The sequence below is a fragment of the Kitasatospora sp. NPDC051914 genome, from assembly GCF_040680995.1.
Taxonomy (GTDB): domain Bacteria; phylum Actinomycetota; class Actinomycetes; order Streptomycetales; family Streptomycetaceae; genus Kitasatospora.
This window is the reverse complement of the sequence record NZ_JBFAXX010000017.1, coordinates 91,173-108,412: the sequence shown is the minus strand read 5'-3', so window position 1 is coordinate 108,412 and position 17,240 is coordinate 91,173. Positions and strand designations below refer to the sequence as shown.

Here is a 17,240-nt window from a genome sequence, read left to right as displayed (position 1 = left end):
CACGGGGGGAGTTGCCATGGGGTCGGTGCGCAGAGGGCTGACGGCGGGTGTGCTCGGGGGAGCACTGGTGCTCGCGGCCGCGGCCTGCGGCCCGTCCGGCGAGGGGAAGGACACCACCGCGTCCAAGGCCGGCACCACGGCGGCCAGGCCCAGGCCCACCGTTCCGGCCGCCGTGGTCGCCATCGAGCCGAAGAACGGCGCGACCGACGTCAAGCCGTCCGGCGCCCTCAAGGTCACCGCCACCGGCGGGAAGCTCACCGCCGTCAAGGTCACCGGCAGGGACGGCAAGGAGGTCCCCGGCGCCGCCTCCGCGGACGGCCTCGGCTGGACGCCCTCCGCCGCCCTCGCCGTCGGCGAGCAGTACAGGGTCGTGGCCCGGGCCACCGATGCCGACGGCCTGGAGACGACCGCCGAGAGCGCCTTCACCACGCTCACCCCGAGCAAGAAGATCGGTGCCGACGTCAACATCGACGACAACGCCACCTACGGCGTCGGCATGATCGTCTCACTGCGCTTCAGGAAGCCGGTGGAGAACCGCGCCGAGATCGAGAAGGCGGTGGTCTTCGAGACCTCCGACGGCACGGTGGTCAAGCCGCACTGGTTCGGCAAGACCCGGGTCGACTTCCGCCCGGAGAAGTTCTGGACGCCGCAGACCAAGGTCACCGTCCACTACCGGCTGAAGAGCGCCGAGGTCGCCCCGGGCGTGTACGGCGACCTCCAGGGCGACGACCACTTCACCGTCGGCCGCTCCCGGGTCAGCACCGCCGACGTGGCCACCCACCGGATGACCGTGGTGGAGAACGGGCAGACCGTGGACACCGTGAAGTTCACCGCGGGCAAGGCCGGTTTCGACAGCTGGAACGGCACGATGGTCGTCGAGGAGATGGCCCGCAAGACCCGGATGTCCTCGAACGGCGTCAGCGGGATCCGGGCCGGCGACGAGTACGACCTCGACGACGTGCCGCACGCCCTGCGCCTCACCGACTCCGGCACCTACGTGCACGGCAACTCCTGGGCGATCGGTTCGATGGGCCGGGCCAACGCCAGCCACGGCTGCATCGGCATCGCCGACACCCGCTACGGCAGCGACGGCACCGACGCCGGCCGTTTCTACAACGCGTCAATGATCGGTGATGTCGTCACCGTGGTGAATTCCAAGGGCGAGCAGGTCTCCGGCGAGAACGGGCTGAGCGGCTGGAACGTGCCCTGGACTGCCTGGTAGGCCCTCAGGCGTGCCGCTGTCATATGTCAGCCCGCCGTGATCGTTTGCTCATTGTCCGTACGCACCCGCATGCGTTCCGCAATGATGTGGGCCATGGCGGGATGGCGTGAGGCGGACCAGGCGTCGAATCGGGTGCTCGGCACGGCCGGTGACGATTCGTCGGCCGGCCCCGCCCTCGCGCTGGCGGCCCTGGAGCGGCTCACCGCGCGGGAGCTGGAGCAGGCCGCCTTCGAGCTGCTCCGCGACCCGGCGGTCGAGGAGGAGGTGCGGCTGCCCTCCCGGCCGGAGTCGGCCCGGATCGCCCGCCGCCTGGTGATCGCCGTGCTGCGCTGCTGGGAGCTGCCGCAGCAGCAGGACGCGGGCGAGCTGCTGGTCGCCGAGCTCGTCGCCAACGCCGTCCGGCACGCCGGGGGGCGCACGGTGGGCCTGAGGATGGCGCGCCGGCCGGGCTGGGTGCGGATCGAGGTCCGCGACTCCTCGCGGGCGCTGCCCTGCATGATCGTGGCGGCCGAGCGCGGCGGCGCCGAGAACGGCAACGGCCTGGTCCTGGTGGACGCGGTGTCGGACCGCTGGGGTGCCGACCTGATGCCCCGCGGCAAGGCCGTCTGGTGCGAGCTGAGGGTCCGCGAGAGAGCCGTCTGACCGGCGGGTGCGCCGCCCGGTCCGCGCCGCCCGGAGATGAGCCGCCCGGAAATGAGCAGGGCCCCCGTTCCGCTCGGTGTGCGGTGTCGGGGGCCCGTGCGCGTCACCGCGCGGCCAAGGGGGTGCGTGCCCCGCGGTGGAAACGGCCGAACCGGGTCGGTGGAGGCCGTGGAATGCCTCTACTGTCGCATGCTCGGACTGGTCTGGACAAATCGATCCAAAGGTGCATGCGTCTCATTGCCTTCGAAGGCGTGCATTCGGTGGCTTCCGACCTGCGAATGCTGTGTCGCGCGTGCGTCACTGCTGTCATGTCGCCAGCGCCTTTGCCGGCGAGAGCCGCGACGCCCGGACGGCCGGGTACAGGCTGGCCACCGTGCCGATGACCAGCAGCGCCACCGAGCCGAGGCCCGGCAGCAGCCCGCCCAGTGCCGCGTCGGTCGCCCGCTGCGCGGCCAGTGCGTCCGACGGCCGGGAGACCCGCACCGCCGACGGCGACTCCGGGTCGGCGGTCGCCGCCAGCACCGAGCGCACCGCCTCCACGGACGGCTGCACGGCCCGGACGAACAGCTCGGTCGGCCGCCCGTCGAAGCCCGGCAGCCGCTCGCCCGCCGGCCGGCCCACCAGTGCGGCCGAGTCCAACTCGCCGACCGGCGGCACCGGTTCGAGGACGCCCGTGACGGAGAGCCACTGGCCGCCGAGCCGCACCCGGGTGCCGGGCGCGGCCTCGGCCTGTCCATCGTCCGCTCGGTGGCGCGCATGCACGGCGGCCTGCGCGTGGAGGCCGTGCTCGGGTCCGAGGAACGGCCCGGAGGAGCCGTCCTCCGGTGGTTCCGGTGGATTCCCGGTGCCCGGGCGGGCGGCGCGCCCGGCGCCGTCAGCACTCGATGACGTTCACCGCCAGGCCGCCGCGCGAGGTCTCCTTGTACTTGATCTTCATGTCGGCGCCGGTCTCCTTCATGGTCTTGATCGCCTTGTCGAGGGAGACGTGGTGCCGGCCGTCGCCGCGCAGCGCCATCCGGGCCGCGGTGACGGCCTTCACGGAGGCCATGCCGTTGCGCTCGATGCAGGGGATCTGGACCAGGCCGCCGACCGGGTCGCAGGTGAGGCCGAGGTTGTGCTCGATGCCGATCTCCGCGGCGTTCTCCACCTGCTCCGGGGTGCCGCCGAGGACCTCGGCGAGGCCGCCGGCCGCCATCGAGCAGGCCGAGCCGACCTCGCCCTGGCAGCCGACCTCGGCACCGGAGATGGAGGCGTTCTCCTTGAAGAGCATGCCGATCGCACCGGCCGCCAGCAGGAAGCGCACGATGCCGTCGTCGTCGGCGCCGGGGATGAAGTTCATGAAGTAGTGCAGCACGGCCGGGACGATGCCCGCGGCGCCGTTGGTCGGTGCGGTGACCACGCGGCGGCCCGAGGCGTTCTCCTCGTTCACCGCCATCGCGTACAGGGTGACCCACTCCATCGCGTTCGCCGGGCCGATGCCCTCGGCGCGCAGCGCGCGGGCACCCGCGGCGGCCCGGCGGCGCACCTTCAGCCCGCCCGGCAGGATGCCCTCGCGGCCCATGCCGGCCGCCACGCACTCCTGCATGACGTGCCAGATCTCCAGCAGCCCGGCCCGGATCTCCGCCTCGGTGCGCCAGGCCTTCTCGTTCTCCAGCATCAGGCCGGAGATCGACAGCCCGGTCTCGCGGGTGAGCCGCAGCAGCTCCTCGCCGGTGCGGAAGGGGTAGCGCAGCACGGTGTCGTCGGGCTTGACGCGGTCGGCGCCTATCGCGTCCTCGTCGACCACGAAGCCGCCGCCGACCGAGTAGTAGGTCTTCTCCAGGACGGGCACGCCGGCCGCGTCGTAGGCGGCGAGGGTCATGCCGTTGGCGTGGTACGGCAGCGAGCGGCGCCGGTGCAGCACCAGCTGGCTGTCCGGGTCGAAGGCGATCTCGTGCTGGACGTCCTTGTCCTGGGCGAGCAGGCGCAGCCGCTTCTCCCGGTGGATGCGCTCGACGTCGAGGTCGGCCTGGTCGACGTCGACGGTGCGCGGCGAGTTGCCCTCCAGACCGAGCAGGACGGCCTTGGGGGTGCCGTGGCCGTGGCCGGTGGCGCCGAGCGAGCCGAACAGCTCGGCCCGCACCGAGGCGGTGCGGTCCAGCAGCCCCTCCGAGTTGAGGCGGCGCGCGAACATCCGGGCGGCGCGCATCGGGCCGACGGTGTGCGAGCTGGACGGCCCGATGCCGATGGAGAAGAGGTCGAAGACGCTGATGGCCACGGGGGGACGTCCTTGTCTGGTCTCGTGGAAGGACTTGCTGGGTGACACGGTTCGGGGCACCGTGCGCACTGTCCAGTGTGCTCGGTGCCCCGGAATTCCCGGCGAACGGCCGGGGTGGGGCCGTTCGCCGGGAGGAGACGGACTACAGCTCGGGGTAGAGCGGGTACTTCGCGGCCAGCGCCGTCACGCGGGCCTTGAGGGCGGTGGCCTTGGCCTCGTCGAAGCCCGGCAGCAGGGCCTCGGCGATGACGTCGGCGACCTCGCGGAAGTCCTCCGCCTGGAAGCCGCGGGTGGCCAGGGCCGGGGTGCCGACGCGCAGGCCGGAGGTGACCATCGGCGGGCGCGGGTCGTTCGGGACGGCGTTGCGGTTGACCGTGATGCCGACCTCGTGCAGGCGGTCCTCGGCGTCCTGGCCGTTGAGCTCGCTGTTGCGCAGGTCGACGAGGACGAGGTGCACGTCGGTGCCGCCGGAGAGCACCGAGACGCCGGCGTCCACGGTGTCCTGGCGGAGCAGGCGCTCGGCCAGGATCTTCGCGCCCTCCAGGGTGCGGCGCTGGCGGTCCTTGAACTCCTCCGAGGCGGCGACCTTGAAGGCCACGGCCTTGGCGGCGATCACGTGCTCCAGCGGGCCGCCCTGCTGGCCGGGGAAGACCGCGGAGTTGATCTTCTTGGCCCACTCCTCCTTGCAGAGGATGACGCCGCCGCGGGGGCCGCCGAGGGTCTTGTGGGTGGTGGTGGTGACCACGTCCGCGTACGGCACCGGGGAAGGGTGCAGGCCCGCGGCGACCAGGCCGGCGAAGTGCGCCATGTCGACCATGAGCAGGGCGCCGACCTCGTCCGCGATGCGGCGGAACTCGGCGAAGTCCAGCTGGCGCGGGTAGGCGGACCAGCCGGCGATGATCAGCTTCGGCTGGTGCTCCTTGGCCAGGCGCTCGACCTCGGCCATGTCGACCTGGCCGGTCTTCTCGTCGACGTGGTACGCGGCCACGTTGTAGAGCTTGCCGGAGAAGTTGATCTTCATGCCGTGGGTGAGGTGGCCGCCGTGCGCCAGGCTCAGGCCCAGGATGGTGTCGCCCGGCTGGATCAGAGCGAACATCGCCGCGGCGTTCGCCTGCGCGCCGGAGTGCGGCTGGACGTTCGCGTGCTCGGCGCCGAACAGCGCCTTCACCCGGTCGATGGCGATCTGCTCGGCGACGTCGACGTGCTCGCAGCCGCCGTAGTAGCGCTTGCCGGGGTAGCCCTCGGCGTACTTGTTGGTCAGGACCGACCCCTGGGCCTCCATGACCGCCACGGGGGCGAAGTTCTCGGAGGCGATCATTTCGAGGGTGGTCTGCTGGCGGTGCAGCTCGGCGTCGACCGCGGCCGCGATCTCCGGGTCGAGCGCGTGCAGGGACTGGTTGAGAACCGTCATGAGGTGGGGTCTCCCCGTGGAGCGAAGGGCCAGGGCGGGGCGGCCGCTGCGCTGCGGCCGCCCCGGAGAGCGGGCGGTCAGCCGCCGATGAAGGCGGTGTACGCGTCGGCGTCGAGCGTCTTGCCGGTCTCCTCGACGCGGACCTTGAACAGCCAGCCCTCCTCGAACGGGGAGCTGTTCACCAGCGCGTTGTCGTCGAGGACGGCCTGGTTGACCTCCACGACCTCGCCGGTGACGGGCGAGTACAGGTCGCTGACCGACTTGGTGGACTCCAGCTCGCCACAGGTCTCACCGGCGGTGACCGTGTCACCGACCTCGGGGAGCTGGACGTACACGATGTCGCCGAGGGCGTCCGCGGCGTGCGCGGTGATGCCGATCGTCGACACCCCGTCCACGGCGGCGGTCAGCCACTCGTGCTCCTCGGTGTACTGCAGGTGCGTGGGGTTGCTCATGGCGTCATTCTCCAGGATCGCAAGGGGGAGGGGCGGGGCCGTCCGCTGTGCGGACCGCTCGGTGAAGGGGCTTTTCGGCGCTCAGCGGGCGCGCTTGTAGAACGGCAGCGCAACGACCTCGACCGGCTCGGCCTTGCCGCGCACGTCGACGGCGACGGCGGTGCCGGGCTCGGCGTGCGCCGCGTCCACGTAGGCGATGGCGATCGGCTTGCCGAGGGTGGGGGAGGGCGCGCCGGAGGTGATCCGGCCGATCGGGTCGCCCTGGGCGTCGACCACCGCGTACTCGGCGCGCGGCACCCGCTTGCCCTCGGAGACCAGGCCGACCAGCTTGCGCGGCGGCGCGGACTCGGCCTCGGCGGCCGCCTGCTCCAGCGCCTTGCGGCCGACGAAGGCGCCCTCGTTGGTGGTCTTGTCGAAGCGCACCACGCGGCCGAGGCCGGCGTCGAACGGGGTCAGGTCGGTGGACAGCTCGTGGCCGTACAGCGGCATGCCCGCCTCCAGGCGCAGCGTGTCGCGGCAGGACAGGCCGCACGGCACCAGGCCCTTGTCGGCGCCCGCCTCGGTCAGCGCCTGCCACAGGTGCTCGGCGTCGGCCGGGGCGCAGAAGACCTCGAAGCCGTCCTCGCCGGTGTAGCCCGTACGGGCGAGCCAGACCTGCTTGCCGGCGACGGTCGCGGGCAGCAGCGCGTAGTACTTCAGGCCGGGCAGGTCGGCGTCGGTCAGCGAGGCGAGGATGCCGTTCGCCTCCGGGCCCTGGACGGCGATCAGCGCGTAGGCGTCGCGGTCGTCGCGGACGACCGCGTCGAAGCCCTCGGCGCGCTCGGTCAGCGCGTCCAGCACCACCTGGGCGTTGGAGGCGTTGGCGACCACCATGTACTCGTCCTCCGCGGTGCGGTAGACGATCAGGTCGTCGAGGATGCCGCCGTCCTCGCGGCAGATCATGGTGTAGCGGGCGCGCAGCACGCCGAGCGCGGAGATGAAGCCGACCAGCGCGTGGTCCAGCATCTCGCCGGCCTGCGGGCCGCTCACGGTGATCTCGCCCATGTGCGAGAGGTCGAACAGGCCGGCCTTCGTCCGGACGGCGAGGTGCTCCTCGCGCTCGCTGCCGTAGCGCAGCGGCATGTCCCAGCCGGCGAAGTCGGTCATGGTGGCACCGAGCGAGCGGTGCAGCGCGTCGAGCGCGGTGAGGCGGAGGGACATGACGGCAGGACTCCTTGGCTGCTTGCGGGCACGCGGGCGACCCTCCTGCCCGGGGGCGGGCAGGACGGGCTGGTGGAGTCTCCCCGTCTGTCGTCAACAACCTGAGAGCTTCACCGCCACCTCAAGGATGGCGGCTTGCACCGTGGGTGGGCGCACGGCGCGGCCGTGTCCACTTTCCAGATGTGCCTCGCCCGTGCGGTATGGGTGCCTGAGAGATTCCGGGGAGGACTTGCTCCTTCGGCGCCGGCCGCGCCCTGGGGGCGTTCCGGACTCTCCCGCGCGGGTTCGAGCGGCCAGTATGAACTTGGAGGTCGAGCGCGCTCATCATGGCATGCCGCCGGGCCTGATGGGAGAGGGGGCGGCCCGCTAGGCTCTGTACAGCGGTCGATCGAAGGGGCGGTACATGGGCTATCCGGCGGGCGAGGCACAGGCGTGGGCCGGTCCCGGCTCGGCGCCGGAGGGCGGCGGCTGGCCGTCCAACGAACTGGAGCAGGTGCTCACCGCGGCCCTCGGCGACCCCGGCGCGACGCCCCGGGTGATCGAGGTGCTGGCCCGCAGCCAGGTGTGGATCCCGCTGCCGGCCGGCGCCGACCCGCAGGGCACCTCGCTGGACCTGCCGACCATCGAGCTGGCCGGTACCCCGTACGTCCCGGTGTTCTCCTCGCAGGAGCAGTTCCTGCAGCACGCCCCCGGCATGCCGTTCGCGATCGCACCGGTCTGGGAGTTCGCCCGCGGCCTCCCGCTCGGCATCGGCATCGCGGTCAACCCGGAGGCGCCGGTGGGCATCCCGGTGCCGCCCGAGGGCGTCGGCGAGCTGCGCCGCGGACCGCAGGGCGACCGCTGGGACGCCGAGCCCGTCTCCGAGGGCGCCGCGGTGGCCCTGCGCGAGCCCGAGCCGCACCACGAGCCGTACGCCTTCCTCGCCGCGGCGACCGCCGAACTCCAGGCGCTGCCGGGCGTGCTGACGGCGCGCCGGGCGCTCGCCCGGGTGGAGGCCGACGCCCCGCAGCTGTACGTCGGGATCCAGCTCGACCCGGCCTGGCCGGCCGATCCCGCGCAGGTCAACGAGGCGCTCGGCCGTGCGATGGGAACCGCGCCGCCGCCCTGGGGCGTCCACCTGGTGCTGCTCGATCTTGCCGACGACCCCGTCGTCGAGTGGCTGCTCACCGCCGTGGCGCCGTTCTACGTCCGGGGGTGACCGCCTGCGCCGCACGGCGGCGGGGCGGCCGGGGGGTATGCGGCATGACGCCTGTCGGCCTTGCGCAATAGGGTGCTCCCCGACAGTGAGGGCGAGCGGCGGAAGACGGACAAGACGGGGCACGGCGACGTGAGCGAGCGGAGCGAGGCGGGCGCATGAGCGCGGCAGCGGCAGGCGGCGGGCCGGGCCAGTGGGGCCGGGCACCCGTGGCGCCCGCGGGCGGAGACCCGGGCGCCATCGAGCGCGCCCTCGGCGCGGTCGCCCCGGAGCGCTACGACGCGTACGAGAACCTGCTCCGGGCCCTCGCCCAGGGGCAGGTCTGGATGCTGCTCTGGCACGGCACCCCCGGCAGCCCCGACGCCCAGTACGGGAACATGGACATCGGCGGGCACGGCTACGCCCCCGCCGTCACCTCCGCCGAGCAGCTCGCCGCCAGCGGCTGGGCCCGCGGCCACGAGGTGATCTCCGGCACCGAGATCGCCGCCGCGCTGTTCCGGACCCGCTGGGGCCTGTGGCTGAACCCGCACGCGCCCGGCGGCGGCGTCGGCGTCCCGTGGGCCGACCTCAGACGCATCGCGGTGGGCCTGGACCGGCTCCCGGCCGGCCCGCTGGGCATCTCCGAACCCCGCCTGCACGCGCCGCAGTTCTACGGCCTGCTGGAGCAGCAGGCGGTGCAGGTCCGGCCGCTGCGCTCGCTGCGCCAGGCCTGGGTGCAGCCCGCCCTGGGCGAGGCGTACCTGGCCGTCGGGCTGGACCTGTACGACAACTCCCCGCCCGCGGTGGAGGCGGCGCGGGCGCTGGTGCAGCGCGCCGCCCAGCTGGCCCCGGAGGGGCTGGCGGTCTCCACCGTCGCGATGGCCGACGAGTTCGACCCGGTCGCGATGTGGATGCGCGCCAACGCCCGCCCGTTCTTCGACCGCGACGCCCAGTACGGGCACCCGCAGGGCGGGGCCCCCTACCCGGCCTATGGTTACTCTCCGCAGTCGGCGCCGGGGCCGCAGCCCTGGCCCCAGCAGCCGTGGCCCGGCTACCCCGGCCGCTGATCCACTTTCTTTTCCCGCACTTTACCGAGCCTTGTGGCGGAGGTCCGCCAGTGGCGGGTCATGCCCAGGTGGTGGCGGTTTCCCGCCGTTGGCGGGCTTCCGTCAGTACCCGTCTTGACAGGCTTGTTTCAGCCGTGTGAAGACGCCCATTCGAGGCCCGACGGGTCTGCATGTGGACAGATCACAGTTAGGCATCCTTCGGTTGCCCCCTCTGGCGGAACGCCTCTCCGATGACAGAGAGTGCTGCCCAACGCAGTGCGCGATCCGATCCCCACAAAGGTGAACGCGCCCTCCGGAACCCGCCGAACCGCGCGATGTGCATGCCGCGCACCGGCACCACGCAGGACCCGCTCCACCCCGCAACGCCGCGAACCCGCCACCCCGGTCCCCGAGTCCGGCCGGCCGGTTCCGGCACCCCGAAAACGAACTCTGCACCGCCGCACCGGCGTACGGAACCACCGCACCGCTCTGCACCGCACTGTCGCGAACTCCGGACCGCACCGGGGTCCGGGCCCTGATCGGGCCCGGGTCGCCCCGCCGGACCGGGCCGTGGGCCGGCCACCGTCGGCGAGGGGAACGAACTGACTCATGACCACACCCACCGAGACCACCGGCTCTGCCCGGCCCGAGGCCGCAACTGCCGCCCCGGCCAAGCGCATCCAGGGCCGTTCTCCGGGCCGGATCGCCTGGGACCGCCTGAAGCGTGACAAGGTCGCCCTCGCGGGCGGCGCCGTGGTGCTCCTGCTGATCCTCGCCGCGATCTTCGCTCCGGTGCTGACGGCGCTGTTCGGCCACCCGGTCGACGAGCCCCACCCGGACCAGATCAACCCGGACCTCGGCCTCCCCAAGGGCGCCTACGGCGGTATGAGCGGCGAGTTCCTGCTCGGCGTCGACCCGACCTTCGGCCGCGACGTCTTCAGCCGGATCCTCTACGGCGCCCAGATCTCGCTCACCGTGGCCTTCCTGGCGGCCGCAGTCTCCGTGGTGATCGGCGTGGTGCTCGGCGCCGCGGCCGGCTACTTCGGCGGCTGGATCGACACCGCGATCAGCCGGGTGATGGACGTCCTGCTGGCCTTCCCGCAGCTGCTGTTCTCCATCGCGCTGGTCTCGGTCATGCCGAACTCGCTGCTGGGCCTCGGCGGAACCACCCTGCGCATGGGCATCCTCGTCCTGGTCATCGGCTTCTTCGGCTGGCCGTACATCGGCCGCATCGTCCGCGGCCAGGCCCTGTCACTGCGCGAGCGGGAGTTCGTCGACGCCGCCCGCAGCCTGGGTGCCGGCAGCATCCACATCCTCTTCCGTGAGCTGCTGCCGAACCTGGTCGCACCGATCCTCGTCTACACGACGCTGATCATCCCCACCAACATCCTCAGCGAGGCGGCGCTCAGCTTCCTGGGCGCGGGCGTCAAGCCGCCGACGCCCTCCTGGGGCCAGATGCTCTCCGAGGCGACCAAGATCTACCAGGCCGACCCGACCTACATGGTCATCCCCGGTCTCGCGATCTTCGTCACGGTGCTCGCCTTCAACCTCTTCGGTGACGGCCTCCGTGACGCGCTCGACCCCAAGGGCAACTAGCCCGTACCCCCCACAGACCCGGCAGGTCCCTCTCAACCTGCCCGCCCCCGGCGGACCGTTCGTGCCCGCACATCATCAGGAGGACTCCGTACCCATGAAGCGCAACAGGACACTTGCCGCAGCCTCCCTCGTGGCTGTGCTCGCCCTGACCACCGCGGCCTGCGGCGGCACCAAGGGCGGTGGCACGAGCGACAACGCCGGCAAGGGCTCGACCGGCGGTTTCAACGCCGCGGTTGACAAGGTGCTGAACCCCTCCGACAAGAAGGGCGGCACGCTCAACCTCTGGACGTCGACCGACGTCGACTCGCTCGACCCGGGCCGCGCCTACTACGCCTCGGTGTGGAACTTCGAGCGGTTCTACGCCCGCACCCTCCTGTCCTACGACGCCAAGCCGGGCAAGGACGGCCTGAAGCTCGTCCCGGACCTCGCGGCCAACATGCCGTCCGTCTCCTCCGACGGCAAGACCTACACCTTCCACCTGAAGCAGGGTCTGAAGTTCGAGGACGGCTCGCCGATCACCTCGAAGGACATCAAGTACGGCATCGAGCGCATCTTCGCGCAGGACGTCGTCGCCGGTGGTCCGACCTACCTGATCCAGTCGCTGGACCAGGGCCAGGACTACAAGGGCCCCTACACCGACACCGACCCCAACAAGCTGGGTCTGAAGTCGGTCGAGACCCCGTCCGACACCACCATCGTCTTCAAGCTGGCGAAGCCGGACTCCTCCTTCCCGTACCTGCTCGCGATGGGCTCCGCCTCGCCCATCCCGCAGAAGCTGGACACCGGTGCCAAGTACGGTGAGAAGCCGGTCTCCTCCGGCCCGTACAAGTTCGCCAAGGTCGAGCCGGGCAAGGGCTACGAGCTGGTCCGCAACGAGAACTGGGACCCGGCCACCGACCCGTTCCGCAAGGCGCTGCCGGACACCGTCAAGCTGACCGTCACCTCCAACGCCGACGACATGGACGCCCGCCTGCTGGCCGGCACCGTCGACCTCGACTTCGGCCAGACCGGTCTCTCCCAGGCCGCCCAGGTCAAGGTCCTCCAGGACGAGAAGCTCAAGGCCAACACGGACGACCCGTACAACGGCTTCATCCGCTTCATCGCGCTGAACCAGAAGGTCGCGCCCTTCGACAACATCCACTGCCGCAAGGCCGTGCTGTACGCGGCCGACACCACCGCGCTGCAGACCGCCCGCGGCGGTTCGGTCGCCGGCTCCACCTACGGCAACATGCTGCCCCCGAACATCCTCGGCTCGGACGACTACGACCCGTTCGGTCTGACCAAGGGCAAGCCGGACCTGGAGAAGGCCAAGGCCGAGCTCAAGGAGTGCGGCAAGGCCGACGGCTTCACCACCACCATCGCCGTCCGCGGCAACAAGGCCAAGGAGGTCAACTCGGCCGTCGCGCTGCAGACCGCCCTCAAGGCCATCAACGTCACCGTCAACGTCGACCAGTACGACGGCAAGCTGCTCGCCTCCGTCGCCGGTGCGCCGGACGTCGTCCACCAGAAGGGCTACGGCCTGATCGTGGCCGGCTGGGGCGCCGACTACCCGAACGGCGCGGGCTACATGCAGCCCCTGATGGACAGCCGTTTCATCACCAAGACGGGTAACAGCAACTACCCGGAGACCGCCGACCCGGCGATCGACAAGCTCTTCGACGAGGCCGCTGCCCAGACCGACCCGGCCAAGGCCGCCGAGATCTACAAGCAGATCAACCACAAGGTCGTCGACACCGCGGTGTGGCTGCCGGTCGTGGCCGACAAGGCGCTCAACTACCGCAACCCGCGCCTGACCAACGTCTTCATCAACGACGCGTTCGGCGAGGTCGACTTCCAGGCCCTGGGCGTCTCCGACGGCAAGTGACCTGCCCCTCCCGCACCCGTAGTTCGCACAGCTAGTCCGAAGGGCAGGTGAAGGCTCCGCCCGGGCCGGTCGGCGTCCCCACAGGGACGCGGCCGGCCCGGGGCGGGGCCGACCGCAGTGCTCGTATATCTCATCCGACGGCTCGTCAATGTCGTCGCCATGCTGCTGGTGGTCTCCGCGGTCACCTTCGGCATCTTCTTCATGGTGCCGAAGCTGACCGGGACCGACCCTGCGCTGCTCTACGTCGGCAAGATCGCCGACAAGGTGGCCGTCGAGGGTATCCGACACAAGATGGGCCTCGACAAGTCCGTCGTCGAGCAGTACTTCCTGTTCCTGAAGGGCCTGTTCGTCGGGCGCGACTACAGCACCGGCGTGGACCTCACCCACTGTGCCGCGCCGTGCTTCGGTTACTCCTTCAAGACCGAGCAGGAGGTGTGGCCCGTCCTGCTCGACCGGCTGGGCGTCACCGCCTCGCTCGCCTTCGGCGCGGCCGCGCTGTGGCTGGTGTTCGGCACCGCCACCGGTGTGGTCTCCGCGCTGCGCCGCCGCACCCTGCTGGACCGCTTCACCATGACGACCGCCCTGGCCGGCGTCTCGCTGCCGATCTACTTCACCGGCATGCTCGCCAGCGCGATCTTCGTCTACCAGCTCGGCTGGTTCCCGCACGACTACGTGAACTTCGCCGACGACCCGGTCGCGTGGTTCCAGAACCTCGTGCTGCCGTGGATCACCCTGGCGTTCCTCTTCGCCGCGACCTACGCCCGCCTCACCCGCGCCACCCTCCTGGAGGTGCTGGGCGAGGACTACATCCGCACCGCCCGGGCCAAGGGCCTCGGCGAGCGGACGGTCATCGGCAAGCACGCCATGCGCTCCACCCTCACCCCGATCCTCACCGTCTTCGGCATGGACCTCGGAGGCCTGATCGGCGGCGCGGTGCTCACCGAGTCGACCTTCAACTTCCGCGGACTCGGCTACGAGGCGGTCACCGCGGTCAACTCCAGCGACCTGCCGGTGATCATGGGTGTCACCCTCTTCGCCGGATTCTTCATCATCCTGGCCAACCTGCTGGTTGACGTGATGTACGCAGTTGTCGATCCCCGGGTGAGGCTGGCATGAGCAAGACCCTGAACACCACCAAGCCCTCGGCCTTCCTCTCGGTGCGCGACCTGCGGGTCCACTTCCCCACCGAGGACGGCCTGGTCAAGTCCGTGGACGGGCTCACCTTCGACCTCGAGAAGGGCAAGACCCTCGGGATCGTCGGCGAGTCCGGCTCCGGGAAGTCCGTCACCTCGCTGTCGATCATGGGCCTGCACCGCACCGGCACCAAGCGCGGCGCCCCCCGGATCACCGGCGAGGTCTGGCTGGACGGCGAGGAGCTGGTCGGGGCCGACCCCGACCGGGTCCGCAAGCTCCGCGGCCACAAGATGGCGATGATCTTCCAGGACCCGCTGACCGCGATGCATCCGTACTACTCGGTGGGCGCGCAGATCATCGAGGGCTACCGGGCGCACCACCCGGGTGCCACCAAGAAGCAGGCCCGCACCCGGGCGATCGAGATGCTCGACCGGGTCGGCATCCCGCAGCCGGACAAGCGGGTGGACGCCTACCCGCACGAGTTCTCCGGCGGCATGCGCCAGCGCGCCATGATCGCGATGGCCCTGGTCAACGACCCCTCGCTGCTGATCGCCGACGAGCCGACCACCGCCCTGGACGTCACCGTCCAGGCGCAGATCCTGGACCTCATCCGGGACCTGCAGAAGGAGTTCGGCTCGGCCGTCATCATCATCACCCACGACCTCGGCGTGGTCGCCGAGCTCGCCGACGACATCCTGGTGATGTACGGCGGCAAGTCCGTCGAGCGCGGCCCCGCCGCGTCCCTCTTCGAGGCACCCGAGCACCCCTACACCTGGGGCCTGCTCGGCTCGATGCCCCGGCTCGACCGGGAGCTCCAGGACCGGCTGATCCCGGTCAAGGGCACCCCCCCGAGCCTGATCAACGTGCCGTCCGGCTGCGCCTTCCACCCGCGCTGCCCGTACGCCGAGCTGACCGGCGGGCGCTCCACCTCCGAGGTGCCCGTGCTGGCCGAGGCCGCCCCCCGGCACCTCGCGGCCTGCCACCTGCCGATCGCCGAACGGCACCGGATCTTCGCCGAAGAGATCGCGCCCCGGCTGTGACCCGGCCGCCAGTACCACACTCAGGAGACAACCGATGACGGACTCGAAGACGGCGGCGATCCCCGCACCCGCGCCCGCCTCCGACCGTCAGCCCCTGCTCAAGGTGACCGGGCTGACCAAGCACTTCCCGATCACCAAGGGGCTGCTGCGCCGCCAGTCCGGCGCCGTGCGCGCCGTGGACGGCCTCGACTTCGAGGTCCGGGCCGGCGAGACCCTCGGCGTGGTCGGCGAGTCCGGCTGCGGCAAGTCCACGATGGGCCGCCTGGTGACCCGTCTGGACGAGCCGACCGGCGGAAAGATCGAGTTCGAGGGCACCGACATCACGCACCTCGGCGTCTCTGCGATGCGCCCGCTCCGCCGGGACATCCAGATGATCTTCCAGGACCCGTACTCCTCGCTCAACCCGCGGCACACGGTCGGCACCATCGTCGGTGCGCCGTTCCGGCTGCAGAAGGTGGCGACCGAGAGCGGCGTGAAGAAGGCCGTGCAGGAGCTCCTCGAGCTCTGCGGCCTGAGCCCGGAGCACTACAACCGCTACCCGCACGAGTTCTCCGGCGGCCAGCGCCAGCGCATCGGCATCGCCCGTGCGCTCGCCCTCAAGCCGAAGATGATCGTCGCGGACGAGCCGGTCTCCGCGCTCGACGTGTCGATCCAGGCGCAGGTGGTCAACCTGCTGGACGACCTGCAGAACGAGCTGGGCCTGACCTACCTGATCATCGCCCACGACCTCTCGGTCGTCCGGCACGTCTCGGACCGCGTCGCGGTGATGTACCTCGGCAAGATCGTCGAGATCGCCGACCGGGACGCGCTGTACGGCGCGCCGATGCACCCGTACACCAACGCGCTGATGTCCGCCGTCCCGACGCCGGACCCGCGCCGCAAGGAGCGCCGCGAGCGCATCCTGCTCACCGGTGACGTCCCCTCGCCGCTCAACCCGCCGAGCGGCTGCCGCTTCCGCACCCGCTGCTGGAAGGCGCAGGACGTCTGCGCCACCCAGGAGCCGCCGCTGGTCGCGGCCGCACCGGGGCACCAGGTGGCCTGCCACTTCCCGGAGAACTCCGAGCCGGGCACCGGTGCGCACGCCAAGCGGCTCGGCGGCATCCACGCCCAGCGGGGCACCGACCTCGGCTGACCCCCGCAGTACCCCCGGCCGGCCCGGGTGCCTGTTTCAGGCACCCGGGCCGAGCCGTGCCAGGGCGTCGACGACCGACGCCCAGTGCGCCCGCTGCCGCTCGCGCTCCTGCGCATCGGCCAGTCGCTCCTGGTGGAAGCGCAGCACCGCGCCGCGCGGCGCGGGCGAGACGGTCACCTGCAACGTGGTGTCGCCCGCACGGCCGGGCGGCCGCCAGGTCAGCCGCAGCCGCGAACCCGGGTGGTGGCTGCGGACCTCGCCCGCCGTGCCGTCGGCCGTCCGGTACGCGGCGCCCCTTCCGCCGAGCGGCCCGGTGCCCTCGCCGAGCCAGAGGGCCAGCCCCTCGGGCGAGGTGACGAGGCGCCAGAGCGCCTCGGGCGGGTACGGCAGCGTCCGGGAGACGCCGATCTCCCAGCCGGCGTCCGCGGTCAGCCCGGTGGGTCGTGCGTTCGCGGTGGACACGGTCATCCCTCCTGTCCGGCCCTGCGGGCGCGCAGCGCCTTGACCTTCTGTCGGTTGCCGCACCGCTCCATCGAGCACCAGCGCCGCCGTCCGGGCCGGGAGGTGTCGACGAAGACCAGCTGGCAGTCGTCGGCCCCGCAGGCGCGGATGCGCCCGGCGAAGGGGCCGGTGAGGAGTGCGACGGCGTCCCGGGCGACGGCCGAGAGCACGGCGGTCGCACTGGTCGGGGCCGGGGCGGCGGGCCGCCCGTCGTGGCCGATCCGCGGGACGGGCGGGGGTGCGGCGGCCGCCCGGTTGAGCACGTCGTAGTCGGCGGGGGCGCCCGGCGTGCCCTGGGCGCGGGCCTCGGCGAGCCGCCAGAGCGCGTCGCGCAGCTCCCGGGCGGCGCCCACCTCGGCCTCGCCGACCTCCACCCCGCCGGTCTCCAGGCGGCACGCGGCGATCCAGTCCGCGAGGTCGGCGGGCCGGTGCAGCACCTCGTAACGTGCGTAGGGGCCGGGGCCTCCGGTGGGCAGCAGCTCCAGGCAGAGCGCACCGGGGTCGAAACGCCACGCGGTGCCTTCGGGGGAGTGCAGCACGAGTCCGGTTGCGGCGTCGTTCATGTAACC

At 71.8% G+C, this 17,240-nt stretch carries 16 protein-coding genes and 1 riboswitch; of the genes, 9 read left to right on the top strand and 7 right to left on the bottom strand.

Translation table 11 applies throughout. The annotated features are described in order from the left end of the window. The first annotated feature begins 16 nt into the window (after positions 1–16). A complete protein-coding gene (locus AB0M03_RS13915; protein ID WP_363491621.1) occupies positions 17–1,222 on the top strand; it encodes an Ig-like domain-containing protein in 1,206 nt (401 codons plus the stop codon). A gap of 93 nt (positions 1,223–1,315) precedes the next feature. Beyond that, positions 1,316–1,864: an ATP-binding protein gene (locus tag AB0M03_RS13910; RefSeq protein ID WP_363491620.1), complete on the top strand. Its 549-nt coding sequence runs from the start codon at positions 1,316–1,318 to the stop codon at positions 1,862–1,864. Positions 1,865–2,170: 306 nt separating this feature from the next. Here AB0M03_RS13910 and AB0M03_RS13905 read toward each other — a convergent pair whose 3' ends face one another. From AB0M03_RS13905 to gcvT, 5 genes are all read right to left on the bottom strand, one after another. After that, positions 2,171–2,626, bottom strand: a complete 456-nt coding sequence (locus tag AB0M03_RS13905; RefSeq protein ID WP_363491619.1) for a hypothetical protein — start codon at positions 2,624–2,626, stop codon at positions 2,171–2,173. A 112-nt stretch (positions 2,627–2,738) separates the two neighbouring features. Further along, positions 2,739–4,121 (bottom strand): L-serine ammonia-lyase, encoded by a 1,383-nt coding sequence (locus tag AB0M03_RS13900; protein ID WP_363491618.1) that lies wholly within the window; start codon positions 4,119–4,121, stop codon positions 2,739–2,741. A 142-nt stretch (positions 4,122–4,263) separates the two neighbouring features. Beyond that, positions 4,264–5,532 carry a serine hydroxymethyltransferase gene (glyA, locus tag AB0M03_RS13895; RefSeq protein ID WP_363491617.1) on the bottom strand — a complete coding sequence of 423 codons (1,269 nt, stop codon included), beginning with the start codon at positions 5,530–5,532 and terminating at the stop codon, positions 4,264–4,266. A gap of 77 nt (positions 5,533–5,609) precedes the next feature. Then, the gene (gcvH, locus tag AB0M03_RS13890; protein WP_363491616.1) at positions 5,610–5,984 is read right to left on the bottom strand and encodes a glycine cleavage system protein GcvH; all 375 of its coding nucleotides are present in this window, start codon (positions 5,982–5,984) and stop codon (positions 5,610–5,612) included. A gap of 81 nt (positions 5,985–6,065) precedes the next feature. Continuing rightward, on the bottom strand, positions 6,066–7,184 hold the full coding sequence (gene gcvT, locus AB0M03_RS13885; protein ID WP_363491615.1) for a glycine cleavage system aminomethyltransferase GcvT: 1,119 nt from the start codon (positions 7,182–7,184) through the stop codon (positions 6,066–6,068). A gap of 186 nt (positions 7,185–7,370) precedes the next feature. Continuing rightward, positions 7,371–7,472: riboswitch (glycine riboswitch) on the bottom strand. Positions 7,473–7,587: 115 nt separating this feature from the next. Here gcvT and AB0M03_RS13880 point away from each other — a divergent pair. The 7 genes from AB0M03_RS13880 to AB0M03_RS13850 all read left to right on the top strand — a co-directional run bounded on the left by AB0M03_RS13880 (position 7,588) and on the right by AB0M03_RS13850 (position 16,170). Continuing rightward, on the top strand, positions 7,588–8,382 hold the full coding sequence (locus AB0M03_RS13880) for an enhanced serine sensitivity protein SseB (protein ID WP_363491614.1): 795 nt from the start codon (positions 7,588–7,590) through the stop codon (positions 8,380–8,382). A gap of 155 nt (positions 8,383–8,537) precedes the next feature. Beyond that, a complete protein-coding gene (locus AB0M03_RS13875; protein WP_363491613.1) occupies positions 8,538–9,425 on the top strand; it encodes an enhanced serine sensitivity protein SseB C-terminal domain-containing protein in 888 nt (295 codons plus the stop codon). 588 nt (positions 9,426–10,013) lie between these two features. Next, positions 10,014–11,000: an ABC transporter permease gene (locus AB0M03_RS13870; RefSeq protein ID WP_363491612.1), complete on the top strand. Its 987-nt coding sequence runs from the start codon at positions 10,014–10,016 to the stop codon at positions 10,998–11,000. A gap of 94 nt (positions 11,001–11,094) precedes the next feature. Further along, positions 11,095–12,864 (top strand): ABC transporter substrate-binding protein, encoded by a 1,770-nt coding sequence (locus AB0M03_RS13865; protein ID WP_363491611.1) that lies wholly within the window; start codon positions 11,095–11,097, stop codon positions 12,862–12,864. Positions 12,865–12,981: 117 nt separating this feature from the next. Further along, complete coding sequence (locus AB0M03_RS13860; RefSeq protein WP_363491610.1) at positions 12,982–13,980, top strand: ABC transporter permease; 999 nt, start codon at positions 12,982–12,984, stop codon at positions 13,978–13,980. After that, positions 13,977–15,038, top strand: a complete 1,062-nt coding sequence (locus tag AB0M03_RS13855) for an ABC transporter ATP-binding protein (RefSeq protein ID WP_363491609.1) — start codon at positions 13,977–13,979, stop codon at positions 15,036–15,038. The genes AB0M03_RS13860 and AB0M03_RS13855 overlap by 4 nt, the downstream gene beginning before the upstream one ends. A gap of 34 nt (positions 15,039–15,072) precedes the next feature. Beyond that, positions 15,073–16,170 carry a dipeptide ABC transporter ATP-binding protein gene (locus AB0M03_RS13850; protein WP_363491608.1) on the top strand — a complete coding sequence of 366 codons (1,098 nt, stop codon included), beginning with the start codon at positions 15,073–15,075 and terminating at the stop codon, positions 16,168–16,170. A 36-nt stretch (positions 16,171–16,206) separates the two neighbouring features. Here AB0M03_RS13850 and AB0M03_RS13845 read toward each other — a convergent pair whose 3' ends face one another. Further along, positions 16,207–16,632 carry an SRPBCC domain-containing protein gene (locus tag AB0M03_RS13845; RefSeq protein WP_363491607.1) on the bottom strand — a complete coding sequence of 142 codons (426 nt, stop codon included), beginning with the start codon at positions 16,630–16,632 and terminating at the stop codon, positions 16,207–16,209. 2 nt (positions 16,633–16,634) lie between these two features. Continuing rightward, on the bottom strand, positions 16,635–17,234 hold the full coding sequence (locus AB0M03_RS13840; RefSeq protein WP_363491606.1) for an ABATE domain-containing protein: 600 nt from the start codon (positions 17,232–17,234) through the stop codon (positions 16,635–16,637). Positions 17,235–17,240: the final 6 nt, after the last annotated feature.

What these genes read in the sequence shown, in the direction of transcription:
- AB0M03_RS13915 (WP_363491621.1), top strand. Translation starts at nt 17, where the DNA reads ATGGGGTCGGTGCGCAGAGGGCTGACGGCGGGTGTGCTCGGGGGAGCA.
- AB0M03_RS13910 (WP_363491620.1), top strand. Translation starts at nt 1,316, where the DNA reads ATGGCGGGATGGCGTGAGGCGGACCAGGCGTCGAATCGGGTGCTCGGC.
- glyA (WP_363491617.1), bottom strand. Translation starts at nt 5,532, where the DNA reads ATGACGGTTCTCAACCAGTCCCTGCACGCGCTCGACCCGGAGATCGCG.
- gcvH (WP_363491616.1), bottom strand. Translation starts at nt 5,984, where the DNA reads ATGAGCAACCCCACGCACCTGCAGTACACCGAGGAGCACGAGTGGCTG.
- gcvT (WP_363491615.1), bottom strand. Translation starts at nt 7,184, where the DNA reads ATGTCCCTCCGCCTCACCGCGCTCGACGCGCTGCACCGCTCGCTCGGT.
- AB0M03_RS13880 (WP_363491614.1), top strand. Translation starts at nt 7,588, where the DNA reads ATGGGCTATCCGGCGGGCGAGGCACAGGCGTGGGCCGGTCCCGGCTCG.
- AB0M03_RS13875 (WP_363491613.1), top strand. Translation starts at nt 8,538, where the DNA reads ATGAGCGCGGCAGCGGCAGGCGGCGGGCCGGGCCAGTGGGGCCGGGCA.
- AB0M03_RS13870 (WP_363491612.1), top strand. Translation starts at nt 10,014, where the DNA reads ATGACCACACCCACCGAGACCACCGGCTCTGCCCGGCCCGAGGCCGCA.
- AB0M03_RS13865 (WP_363491611.1), top strand. Translation starts at nt 11,095, where the DNA reads ATGAAGCGCAACAGGACACTTGCCGCAGCCTCCCTCGTGGCTGTGCTC.
- AB0M03_RS13855 (WP_363491609.1), top strand. Translation starts at nt 13,977, where the DNA reads ATGAGCAAGACCCTGAACACCACCAAGCCCTCGGCCTTCCTCTCGGTG.
- AB0M03_RS13850 (WP_363491608.1), top strand. Translation starts at nt 15,073, where the DNA reads ATGACGGACTCGAAGACGGCGGCGATCCCCGCACCCGCGCCCGCCTCC.
- AB0M03_RS13840 (WP_363491606.1), bottom strand. Translation starts at nt 17,234, where the DNA reads ATGAACGACGCCGCAACCGGACTCGTGCTGCACTCCCCCGAAGGCACC.